Below are 11,983 nucleotides of genomic sequence, written 5' to 3' on the forward strand. Positions count from 1 at the left end.
TACAGATTCTTTATACTCGCGCGTTCAGTTGGGCGAATTATTTTAAAAGCATCTTTAAAGGATGGAGTGTCCTTAAATTTCAAAACGTGATTCGCTGGCTTCTTTCCCATGAGTGTACCTCTTCTAAAGTTATCTTACCGTCTTAAATATCAAGTCTACACAACTAAATCCTTCCACATGGCGTCTGGCGTACGATACTTCGTCAATATTGCGGAGTTCTTTGCTTCCTTCAATGCCTGCAGAGTTTCGGCTGGCAAGCTGGTTGGCGTAAATGGCAAGGCGTGATCTTTGACCATCTTGACAAGAAACATATTAACGGCAGCGGATAAATCCATGCCCATGTCCTTCGCCACGTTTTGGGCAGCTTCCTTTAATGTAGGATCAATTCGAATGCTTAATTGAGCTTCTCTTTTTTCGGTTGACATCGGTGGTTACCCCTTTCTGCCTGGTAGTCGTATTGTATCATGTCTTTTCCCAAAATAAGTATGATGAGATTTGAAGTTGAAATATAACGCAAAGTCTCGAATCGTATAGACAAACGAGTCAATTAAATTGACAAAATGAAAGCGCTGTTATAAGCTTCAATTGGTTAAAGAGAAGAAGAGAGATAACCGCTGGTGTTTGCTATACCAGTTTGGGTTAGCTCTCTTTTTTAATGAGCGCGAACTGGCGCGGTTAGGAGCCGAAGTGTAAGTGGCCTTGGGCGTGATGGCCCGGGTTTAGGCCATTGCGACCAAGGCCCTTACACGCAGGCTCCTGCGACTGTGAGCGCGTTAATGTCAAAGGGTTAAGAAAGAGGAGGTTCATTACCATGGCTAAGTTCAGTAAGGATACCAAGTTGTCAGAACTATTGGCTGACAAACGCTACATGAAGATTGTCGATAAGTATGTTGCCGGTGCATCAACCAACCCCGGCGTTGTAATGGTCAAGAATCTGTCACTTGAACAACTAATTGCCATTCCGCAAGTGCACAGTGACGAAGCAAGCATGAACAAATTGATTGATGAACTCAACGAGACGTTTGGCTGATTCAGGAGGCGCACGACATGCAAATCGATTTGCCGAAGATTTTTATCAGTCCATCGAATTATATTCAAGCTAAGAACATTTTGTTTAACGCGGATCCGTATTTAAGCCGGTACGGTACCAAAGCGGTGATTGTCGGTGATGAGAATGTGTATGGTTTGGTTGGTGATCGGTTCATTGACTATCTAAAGGACAATGATTATACCGTGACCAAGTTGATGTTCGGCGGTGAGGCTTCACCAGAAGAGATCCAAAAGGCGATTGATGAAATTAAGGATACGCCGGATTTTGTGATCGGCATTGGCGGGGGCAAAACGCTTGATACGGCCAAAGAAATCGGCCAGCATTTGAACATTTACACCGTAATCATCCCGACACTAGCCTCAACGGATGCGCCGATTTCCCGGCTATCGGTGCTGTACAACGAAGATGGTACGTTTAATGCCTACCAGTTCCACACCAAGAGTCCGGACTTGGTTCTGGTCGATCCGGCCGTTATCAGTCAGGCGCCTCCACGGTTCTTGGCTTCGGGTTTTGGCGATGCGCTGTCGACTTATGTTGAAGCCAAGGCCGTTGGCGACATCCACGGCTTTACCAATGCGCAAGGCATCGGCACGATCACGGCGATGAAAATTGCCCAGGCGTCAACGGATACGATTTTTGAGTTTGGCGCGCAGGCGTTTGAAGCCAACAAAGCCAAGGTGGTCACACCGGCGTTGGAAGCGGTCATTGAAGCCAACATTTTAATGAGCGGTCTGGGCTTCGAAAGCGGCGGTACCAGTTTGGCGCATGCCTTGCAGAATTCCTTCCCGGCTTTGAAAAAAGGTAAGCACTTGATGCATGGCGAAAAAGTGGCCTATTCACTTCTGACACAGCTTTTGATGGAAAATGCCGAGCGGGATGTGATTAATCACTATCTGCACTTCTTCTTGCAGGTTGGTTTGCCAACAATACTGGAAGACCTCGGCTGGGAAGACGCGACTGATGACGAGTTGATGCTGGTGGCCAATGATGCTGCAGCCGCTTGGACCGGGATTGATCAATTGCGGTTTGATACGTCACCGGAAGCAATCGTTGCGGCGATGCGTGCAGTGGACCAATATTCCAAGGATTATCAGGGTCATGCGTTAGCGGAATAACCGTCGACAGTTGTAGGAAGATTTTAGCCAAGTCGTGTATGCCATAGGGGTCATGTGAGGATCGCCAATCCTCGCCTGAACGAGTTTGCTGGGTACGGAGGAGAAAAAATCATGCAACTGCAAGATGTTGTGGCGGCGAATCCGGTGATTGCCGGGATTCAGGATGATAAAGGGTTAAATGCTGCCTTGACTGCAGATGTCAAAGTCGTTTTCACCTTGTATGGTTCCATTCTTAACATTGGGGATATCGTGGCGCAGCTGAAAGCAGCCAAGAAAATCGTGTTTGTCGACGTGGATCTGGTTGAAGGGCTGGCGAGTCGCCCCAGTGCGGTTGAATTCATTGCCAAAACAACCAAGGCAGATGGCATTTTAAGCTCCAAAGGACACTTGTTGGCCGTAGCCCGGCAGAAGAAAATGTTGACGGTTCACCGATTCTTTTTGATCGATTCTCGAACACTATACACGATGCAGCGGCAATATGATGTCGGGCATGCCGATATGATTGATGTGATGCCCGGCATTATGCCACAAGCGGTTTCCTGGATTACCCACGAAACCGATGTCCCGCTGATCAGTAGTGGCTTGATCAGTACCAAGGAAGCGATTATGGCCGATTTAGCGGCAGGGGCGACTGGCATTTCCACCACGAACACCACCTTATGGCAAAATTAGCGCAGAGTAAAAAGAGCGCGCAATCCTTAAATAGGGAGGCGCGCGCTTTTTGATTAGCGGGTAAAAAAGAAGGCCAAAATGTCAGGCGTTTCGGGGATATTTTGCATGAGATCACTGTCATTTTGGCGGCATTTGAAGGAGGCGAGTTGCATGAATCGATATGTTTTGGCGATTGATCAAGGGACGCAAAGTAATAAGCTGACAATTTTTGATTTGCAAGGGAACGCATTGTGGCAGGAACATCAGCCGCTAAAACCGTTGCATACGGCGGCGGGTGGTGTGGTTGAGCATCCTGATGATGATTTGTGGACGTCGCTGCAGGCAACCAGCCAGGCATTAATGGCGAAGTTTGATGGCGATGTGAGTGAAATTCTGGCGATTGGTTTAGGCAGCATTCGCTTCAATCGCCTCGTGTTGAAAGCTAACGGCGATTTGGCACAGCCGGCCATCAGCTGGATGGACGACCGGGCACATCAGATTTATGAGAAGACGACCGATGACGCGGTATATGTGACGGCCAGCACTGGTTATCTCGCTTACCGTTTGACCGGCAATCGGATTGACACGGCGGCCAGTTATATTGGCACATGGCCGATTGATATGGATAAGTGGGACTGGACCGATGAGGACATGATGTTTGATTTTCTTAATCTGCCGCGGACGTCGTTGTTTAAACTGGTCAAGCCTGGCGCTATTTTAGGCAATGTGACTGAAGAAGCAGCGGCGGCAACCGGTTTGCCTAAGGGATTACCAGTAATCGCGACCGCCAATGACAAGGCCGTGGAAGCGCTGGGCGCCGGGCTGAAAACCGGACCGGATCTTCTGCTGTCGCTTGGCACTTACACGACTTCCATGCTGCAAGGCAGTGAAAATCATCCGTTCGGTACGACCCGTTACTATTGGACTAATTTTGCCGATGTCCCGGATGAATACCTGTATGAAAGCAACGGTGTTTATCGCGGCATGTGGACGGTCAGCTGGTTTGCCAAGCAGTTTCAGGGAATCGGGAATGCCACCCATGAATCCACGCTGGACGTGCTGACGAGGGAGGCAGCCAAGGTGGCACCTGGCAGCGATGGCTTGTTGACTCTCATGGATTGGCAGGCGGCTGCGGATCGCCCATTTAGAAAAGGTGCGTTTATTGGCTTGGATGAACGCCATAACCGGGGGCACATGTTCCGTTCGATTCTTGAAGGGCTTGCCTTTAATCTGTTGGATTATTCAACGGCAATGCTGAAGGAACTGGATCGCAAGGTTGACCGGCTAGTGGTGACAGGCGGTGGCGCGCAGAATGACATTTTCATGCAGCTCATTGCCGACATTTTCAACTTACCGGCGCAACGCAATGTCGTGACAGATGCGGCTGGGTTAGGCGCGGCGATTAATGCAGCGGTCGGCATTGGCGAATATCGCACATATGACGATGCCATTGCCGCGATGGTAAAACCGGCCGATAGCTTCGTGCCGCAAGCCGATGCAGTGGCGCAGTATGCCAAAGTGTATGAAAAGTATAAGAACCTGCATCAATTCACCGATCCGGTCTTTAAAGAGCTTCAAACCATTAACGGCGTTGCGGAACGCGGCAAGGTCGGTGAACCGTTGATTGCCAGCTGGGACTGAAAGATAACGAGGTGAATCTAATGGATACCGTTACAAAAGATACGATCGTGCAACAACTAACACAATTAACGAGTCCTGATCAGGTCAATTTGGATCCGGATGAACTCAAATATGCCAGTCTCGATTTTTATCGAAAATATCCGCGGGCCCGTAAGATATATCAAGCGCCAATTCCGGTGGCCATTGTTTATCCGGAAAACGTCGAGCAAGTGGCAGCCGTGTTGAAATATGCCAATGACACCGGCGTGAACGTGATTCCGCGGACTGGCGGCTCCGAAATCGAACGCGGTTTGGAAAGTGCGCGCGAACCCCACATCATTGTCGATGGGTCGCGCTTGAACCAAATCTTGAAGTTTGACCCAGAAGATATGCAACTGACCGTTCAAGCCGGCGTGCCGTTGAAGCAAGCTGAAGATTGGTTAAACGAAAAAGGCTACACCACCGGCCACTTACCGCAATCACAGCCATTAGCCGATTTTGGCGGCTTGGTTGCCACCCGCAGTATCGGACAACTGTCGACCTTATATGGCGGGATCGAAGACATGGTCGTCGGTTTGGAAGCCATTATGCCAGATGGCCGTATCGTCCGCATTAAAAATGTCCCGCGCCGCTCAGTCGGCCCTGACATTCGCCACATCTTTATCGGCAACGAAGGCAGCATCGCCTTCATCACCGAAGTCACTGTCAAGCTATTCCCGTATTTACCGGACACATACCACTATCTGGCTTACACCGTCGACACCATGCGCGAAGGCTTCCACTTGTTACGCGATATTGTGGCGGCAGGCTATCGGCCATCGGTGATCCGACTTTATGACGCGCAGGATTGGAGTCAGTTTTATCCCAAACATGCCGAAAAACCGGTGCTCATTTTCCGAACAGAAGGCCCGCAACCGCTCAGCGACGCCACGGCTGGTGCCATTAAGACAATGGTCGAATCATCCGACCAAACGCAACCATACGAGCCGCTAGATGAAATCATTGACTGGTTCAAACATCTAACCTGGACGCAAAAAGAGGTCGATGCTGAAGTCAATCAACTTGAAAAAACGCCATTCGTCGGCTTTACGACCGAAGTAGCCAGCAACTGGAGCGAAATTGCCAACATTTTTGAAGCCGTGACAACGCGAGTGAAAAAAGAAATCCCGAACCTATACGGCATCGGCGGCCACTCCTCCCACAGCTACGTCAACGGCACCAACCTCTACTTCGTCTACGCCTTCATCGACGCCGAAGATGACCCTGCCGGCGAAATGGCGCGCTACCACGATCCGATCAACAAAATCATCGTTGAAGAAACCCTCAAACACGGCGGCACCATGTCCCACCACCACGGCGTCGGCAAAGCCCGCGCCCCATTCATCAAAGAAGAATACGGCAGCTCCTACTGGGTACTCAAAACTCTGCTAAAGAGCTTCGACCCGAAGAACACCATGAACGCTGGCAACATCATTCCGCTAGAATTCTGGGATGAAACGGATTAGACACGTCACTGCAAAAACTAGAACAAAAAGCCTGTCATCTCGCAGAATTTGCGAAAATGACAGGCTTTTTGGTTGGATGAGGGGTAAAAATATCAAGTGTCTTCGTAGAAAGCTAAGAAACTTAGCAACGAGCCCGAGTGCCAAAGCGGAGCAATCTAAGGCGGGGCGGGCTCAGTCGTACCCACCACTCTAGCTTCGCGTTCGCCAGCCCCAGGCCCCGCCGGAGATTGCGGAGTTTGGCACAGTGATAGAACAATCAGCCTACACCATTAGTTCCCCGGCACATAATCCTTATCAATAATCAGCACCGGCTTAATGGTCTTCCCAGAACGCGAATCCGCATTGGCTTCATTGATCTGCTCAAATGAATAGAACTTCTCGGTCTTGTCAAAGTCAAACATGCCTTGCTTGTAAAATTCAATCAACCGCGGCACATCAATCTGCGGAATTGAATCACCCATGTTAACCCCGACAATCTTCTTGTCATTGACACACAGATCATTCCAGGTATCCACATCAATATGATGCGGGCGTTACCGCAATCGTTGCCGTGGTACCGCCTTGGGCCAGCATCTGGATCGTATCTTCCATGATCGCTTTAACACCGGTCGTATCAACCGCCCAGTCTACGCCAAGACCGCCAGTTAACTTCTTAACCGCTTCAACCGGATCTTCGTTTTTGCTATTGATGATATCGGTTGCGCCAAGCTCTTTAGCCAGCGCTAGCCGCGAATCAACAATGTCAATCGCGATCACTTTGGTGCAACCGGAAATTTTACCTGCCATCATCGCAGCTAAACCTACCGCACCAGTCCCGGTAACCGCAATCGTGTCACCTGGCTTCGGCTTTAAGGTGTTCAAAACGGTGCCGGAGCCCGTGACATAGCCACAGCCTAATGGTCCCAGTTTGCGCAAATCGAGATCTTTGTCGACTTTAACAGCATTCCGCTCGCGAACAACTGTGGTCGTGGTGAAAGAGCTTTGATCAAACATGTCCGCCACCGGTTTGCCGTTTTCGGTGAAATGCGCGGATCCATCCGGTCGAGTTCCGGATAAGTTGTTGTGGGCGTAATTCAGGCACTGAGTTGGAATGCCGCGTAAACAGTTCTTACAATTACCACACGCATAAAAACTCATGACAACATGATCGCCTGGTTTGAATTGCGTTACTTCCGGACCGACCTTTTCGACAATACCAGAACCTTCATGTCCAAGGACAATTGGATAGCCGATGACGGCATCGCCGATACGTAATGCTTCGTCAGAGTGGCAAATACCGCTCGCAACCATGTGTACCTGCAAATCGTCAGGTCCCATTGGCGCTAGTTCAACATCGTCTCGAATTTCAAAATCAGCGCCTTTTTTATCAACAACAGCTGCTTTGATTTTCATGAAAATCGCTCCCTCAATCACCTATAAATTGATTACACGTTCATTCTTTCACAATTTTTGCTTTTATCAAGGGCGATACCAAATGATGTGTAGATATGTCCCGAAAAATATTTGACTTTTTCGGTTTCACGTTGAAAACGTTTTATTTCATGCGTTGGAACTGCGAAAATGTGAAACATATCGGGATAGATTTACAGAATGGTTAACGGCGGGGTGGTGTGGTTCGGTGAGACGTAACCATTGGAATGCTGCCGATCATCTTTCGGCGTGTTGCCGAAAAGGTCATGATACTTGTGATAAAAGAAGCTCTTGTTGCTGATGCCAACTTCAAGGCAGATTTCACTAATTGGCTTCTTGGTATTTTGAATCAGTCGCCGAGCGTTAATCAGCCGTTCCTGGGTTAACGCCTCAGAAAATGTTTTACCAACTTCCTTGGAAAAGAGATTGCCCAAGTAGTTCTTGTTATAGGCGTATTTGTTGGCAAGCTCTTCAAGCGATAAGTTGCGGTAATGCTCATGAATATCATGAAGCAACTCAACCGCAAGTTTTTGCGATGGTGACGGATCGGCAATCGTCGGTTCGTGTCCGCGAATCAGTTCGGCAATTAACACCGTCAACTCTGCTTGAATAATGGTATCGGAAAATGGTCGAGGTCGAAAATACTCCTCGATAATGCGTTCCAGCGAGGTACGGATGTCATGCATGCCACTGCGGAAAATCATGTAGCGCTTTTCGGTCTTTTTTTCCCGTAAGTGGTTAATCAAGAAGTCGTAGAGAACACTTTGTTGGCTTTGAATTTGGTTGAGAAAGTCGAGTGAAATATTACGGTCGCGGAAAAGAACGTTGATAAGGATATCATTTTCGCCAAGGGCATCAATCGAGTGTTCGCTGCCGATATCCAATAGGAGCACATCGCCTTGGGATAGATGGATGCGGTCGCCATCGACGGTTTCGTTGGCGTTGCCTTGCAGCATGTAGTTCATTTCAAAGAACTGGTGGGTGTGTAACGGATACGGGGCAAAGCGATTGTGCTTGCTGACGTAAATCGCGTGGTTACGAAAAAAGTAGTCATTTAATACCGGAACATTAAATTCTTTTGACTCCTGCAAATCAATAGCGGTTGTGGGAATGTCGTCACTGAAGATTTGGTGTTCTTTTTGCTGTTTTTCGATGGGCGTCATGCTTTCAAGTTGTTTCAAAACTGATAGTTCCATAGCGGCCTCCTGTGGTTATGTTCCATTCCTGATATTTATCTGACATTGTGACCATAACATGTAAGCGGTTAAATGTTAACCGTAAGCGATGGCAAAATTGTAAATGTGCAGGAGGTAACACAATGGTTTCAGAGAAAAGCTCGTTAAAATCCACAGTTCGCGTTTCGATTACGAACTTCCTGGATTCTGGCAGTATCGTCGCCGGCGCCAGTGGCTTGACACTGTGGACTCAGCATTTTGGACTTAGCAGTTTTCAAGTCGGCTTGCTTGGCGCACTTTCCGCGAATGCGTTCGGGGCGGCATTAGGGGCGCTGATTGGCGGTCCGCTGTCAGATAAGTTTGGGCGTAAACTCATTTACACCTACGACATGTTGGTTTATATGCTAGGAACGATTTTAGTGATGTTTGCGGTTAGTTTTCCGATGTTGCTCACCGGTTTTCTGATCACTGGCTTAGCAGTTGGTGCCGGTGTTCCTGCCAGTTGGACGTATATTTCCGAAACATCGCAAAATGATAACCGGGCTAAGAACATCGGGGTATCACAGTTTGCTTGGTCGTTAGGACCAGCCGTTATTTTCATTTTAGGAACGATTCTTGCACCTATGGGTCTTTTGGGTAACCGGATATTGTTTGGCTTGCTAACGGTGATTGCCTTTATTGCTTGGTTATTACAACGTGGTCTTGGTGAATCCAAGGCGTGGCAAGATCGCAAGGCATTTGAAAAGTCTTCCGGTCAAAAGTCGCATCCATATCGCACGCTGTTTTCTAATAAGACGTCCCTTAAGTGGTTGTTCTTCTTAATCGGCGTGTACATGTTCTGGAACTTGGTTGCCGGGGCGATGGGCTTCTTCATGCCGTATGTTTACGAAACGGCTGGCGGCTTGTCCAACCAGGAAGCCAACATGTTACAGGCGGTTCTATGGATCTTGACCGCGGTGGCAACCTACTTCGGCTTTGCTAAGTATGGCGACCGTGCGAACCATCGTATTTTCTTCTTCGTTGGTGCAGCAATGGCGGCTGCTTCATGGATCATTCTGACATACGCCGGAATGGCACAGTCATGGAGCTTATGGGCCTTCGTTGCTTTGTGGGGTATCAGTGCCGGCATCGGTGCGCAGGCATGGTACGCACTATGGGCAACCGAACTCTTCCCGACTCAGTTCCGGGCAGGTTCGCAAGGTGTTATGTTCTTCGTTGTCCGGGCAAGCGCTGGTGTTTGGTCCATCATTTTCCCGGCGATCCTCAGCAGCTTAGGCTTCACCGTTGCCGGAACCTTCATGATCGGTTTGCTACTTGTTTCCTTGGTGATCGGGACGATCTGGACACCGAAGACGCGTGGCAAGAGTCTTGAAGAAATCACCCGCGAACAATATGGCGACGAATTCCTTACCGACGATGAAAAGTCCAAGGCTGATCGCGATACCGCTGCTAAAGGCAAAGGCGCCGGCAGCTCAGTTGCACAGCAGATGATGAATCCAGATAAGTAAGTTTAGAAAATGACCGCATCGTTTAAAACGTGCGTGTCAGTACCAGTAATCGTTGTTGGTCAGTAAGAGAGGTGCCAGTTTATGAAAGCATACGTCGCAGTTGACATCGGAGCATCAAGCGGTCGCCTGATGCTAGGCGATGTCGTGGACGGACAATTAAAGCTCAAAGAAGTTCACCGTTTTAAGAACGGTTTTAAAAATGAAGATGGCCATGATCGGTGGCAAATCGACCACATCATCGATGAAATTTTTGCCGGTTTGGAAAAAGTCAAAAAAATGGGCTACACCCTGATCGACATGGGAATTGACACTTGGGCCGTTGACTATGTGTTGGTCGGTGCCGATGGTAAGAAAATGCACGATCCGGTCAGTTACCGCGATACGCGCACCAACACCGCCATTAGCAAGCTCACGTCGGAATTGCCGAAGTCCTACATCTACGAAAAAACCGGTATTCAATTCCAGAATTTCAACACGCTTTATCAGCTCTATACCGAAGAGCGGAATGATTTAGCCAAAGCAGACAAGATTTTGATGATTCCTGATTACATCGGCTATGTCCTCACCGGCAATGCCGTTACAGAAGTCACCAATGCGTCAACTACGCAGATGCTCAACCTGCGCCAAGGCTTGTTTGACAAAGATCTGTTAAAAGAAGTCAACGTCGCGCAAGATCAGTTCCCACAACTGGTTGAATCCGGCACGCCGCTGGGCAAAATCAGTCACAAGTGGCATATGAAATACGACATTCCGGATACCGACGTCATTACGGTGGCGACCCATGATACGGCCAGCGCGGTTATCGGTACCCCAGGCTTAGGTGATCACTGGGCCTTCCTGAGTTCCGGCACCTGGTCCTTACTCGGTGCTGAGCTGAACACGCCGGAAAATGGTCAGGACGCTTTCAAAGAAAACTACACCAACGAATGGGGCGCTTATGGGACATACCGCTTCCTGAAGAACATCATGGGTTTGTGGATTGTGCAATGCATCAAGCGTGAGCTCAATGACAAGTATAGTTTCAATGAACTAGCCGAGATGGCTGACAAAGTGGCACCATTCCGGGTCTTCATCGATGTCAATGATCAGCGGTTTGAAAACCCGAAGAGCATGATCAAAGAGTTACAGCAGTATGTCGCTGAAACCGGTCAGGCAAAACTCGAAACGCCAGGTGAATTGACGCGGGCAGTTTATGAAAATCTCGCTTTGTATTACGCCAACGAGATTCAAAAACTTAGCACTATCATTGCCGATCCGATCGATACCCTCAACATTGTCGGCGGCGGCTCCAACGTCACCTTGATGAATCAACTAACCGCTGATCTGGCTGGCGTCAAAGTCGTTGCTGGGCCAAGCGAAGCCACCGCCATCGGTAACTTGTTGGTTCAAATGATCACGACCGGCAGAGTTAAAGACGTGGTGGCTGGACGTAAGCTGATCCGGGAATCCTTTGACTTGAAGACGTATCAGCCAGACACCTCGGCCTATCCTGATGTATTGACGAAGTATAAGGCATTTATGAAAACAGCCAAGCCAACTAAGGCTGCTGCAAAATCTAAGGAGGCGGTTTGATCATGGCACGCATTGGCCAAGTCATGTATGTCTATCCGGACAAGTACGACGAATACGAAAAGCGGCACCATGAGTTGTGGCCGGAAATGAAGGCGGCACTCAAGGAATATGGTGCCACCAACTATTCCATCTACCTAAACAAAGCAAATGGTGAATTGTTTGCCTATCTAGAAGTACCGGATGTCGATAAGTATAACCAGATTGCCAACACCGACATTTGTAAAAAATGGTGGGCTTACATGGAGCCACTCATGAAGACCAATCCGGATAACAGTCCGGTAGCGGTTGATCTGCATGAAGTTTTTCACTTGGATTAACTCGGTTTTTCATTTTTGGTAACAAGCGGTTTCAAAACATTTTCAAAAAAGGAGCGTTT

General features: G+C 48.7%; 10 protein-coding genes and 1 pseudogene. 8 read left to right on the forward strand and 3 right to left on the reverse strand.

The features are described 5' to 3' along the window. Window positions 1–155: 155 nt before the first annotated feature. The gene (locus BVJ53_RS00725) at window positions 156–425 is read right to left on the reverse strand and encodes a type II toxin-antitoxin system RelB/DinJ family antitoxin (protein WP_129300706.1); all 270 of its coding nucleotides are present in this window, start codon (window positions 423–425) and stop codon (window positions 156–158) included. 386 nt (window positions 426–811) lie between these two features. Between BVJ53_RS00725 and BVJ53_RS00730 the strand changes: the two genes are divergently transcribed. From BVJ53_RS00730 to BVJ53_RS00750, 5 genes are all read left to right on the forward strand, one after another. Then, window positions 812–1,030: a hypothetical protein gene (locus BVJ53_RS00730; RefSeq protein WP_129300707.1), complete on the forward strand. Its 219-nt coding sequence runs from the start codon at window positions 812–814 to the stop codon at window positions 1,028–1,030. 17 nt (window positions 1,031–1,047) lie between these two features. Next, entirely contained in the window at window positions 1,048–2,166 is a 1,119-nt protein-coding gene (locus BVJ53_RS00735) for a glycerol dehydrogenase (RefSeq protein WP_129300708.1), read from the forward strand. 111 nt (window positions 2,167–2,277) lie between these two features. After that, window positions 2,278–2,838: a glycerol-3-phosphate responsive antiterminator gene (locus BVJ53_RS00740; protein ID WP_129300709.1), complete on the forward strand. Its 561-nt coding sequence runs from the start codon at window positions 2,278–2,280 to the stop codon at window positions 2,836–2,838. 150 nt (window positions 2,839–2,988) lie between these two features. Continuing rightward, window positions 2,989–4,458 carry an FGGY-family carbohydrate kinase gene (locus tag BVJ53_RS00745; RefSeq protein WP_129300710.1) on the forward strand — a complete coding sequence of 490 codons (1,470 nt, stop codon included), beginning with the start codon at window positions 2,989–2,991 and terminating at the stop codon, window positions 4,456–4,458. Window positions 4,459–4,478: 20 nt separating this feature from the next. Next, a complete protein-coding gene (locus tag BVJ53_RS00750; RefSeq protein ID WP_129300711.1) occupies window positions 4,479–5,942 on the forward strand; it encodes an FAD-binding oxidoreductase in 1,464 nt (487 codons plus the stop codon). Window positions 5,943–6,211: 269 nt separating this feature from the next. Here BVJ53_RS00750 and BVJ53_RS00755 read toward each other — a convergent pair. Both BVJ53_RS00755 and BVJ53_RS00760 read right to left on the reverse strand, forming a co-directional pair. Beyond that, window positions 6,212–7,334, reverse strand: a pseudogene (locus BVJ53_RS00755) (NAD(P)-dependent alcohol dehydrogenase). Window positions 7,335–7,525: 191 nt separating this feature from the next. Then, window positions 7,526–8,548: a helix-turn-helix domain-containing protein gene (locus tag BVJ53_RS00760; RefSeq protein ID WP_129300712.1), complete on the reverse strand. Its 1,023-nt coding sequence runs from the start codon at window positions 8,546–8,548 to the stop codon at window positions 7,526–7,528. A gap of 122 nt (window positions 8,549–8,670) precedes the next feature. On the opposite strand from BVJ53_RS00760, the gene BVJ53_RS00765 reads away from it, so the two are divergent. The 3 genes from BVJ53_RS00765 to rhaM all read left to right on the forward strand — a co-directional run bounded on the left by BVJ53_RS00765 (window position 8,671) and on the right by rhaM (window position 11,924). Further along, a complete protein-coding gene (locus tag BVJ53_RS00765; protein ID WP_129300713.1) occupies window positions 8,671–10,035 on the forward strand; it encodes an MFS transporter in 1,365 nt (454 codons plus the stop codon). Window positions 10,036–10,116: 81 nt separating this feature from the next. Then, the gene (rhaB, locus tag BVJ53_RS00770; protein ID WP_129300714.1) at window positions 10,117–11,607 is read left to right on the forward strand and encodes a rhamnulokinase; all 1,491 of its coding nucleotides are present in this window, start codon (window positions 10,117–10,119) and stop codon (window positions 11,605–11,607) included. A gap of 2 nt (window positions 11,608–11,609) precedes the next feature. Then, window positions 11,610–11,924 (forward strand): L-rhamnose mutarotase, encoded by a 315-nt coding sequence (gene rhaM, locus BVJ53_RS00775; protein ID WP_047107002.1) that lies wholly within the window; start codon window positions 11,610–11,612, stop codon window positions 11,922–11,924. Window positions 11,925–11,983 lie beyond the last annotated feature (59 nt).

Origin of the sequence: Lacticaseibacillus chiayiensis (assembly GCF_004123795.1) — a bacterium.
Classification (GTDB): domain Bacteria; phylum Bacillota; class Bacilli; order Lactobacillales; family Lactobacillaceae; genus Lacticaseibacillus; species Lacticaseibacillus chiayiensis.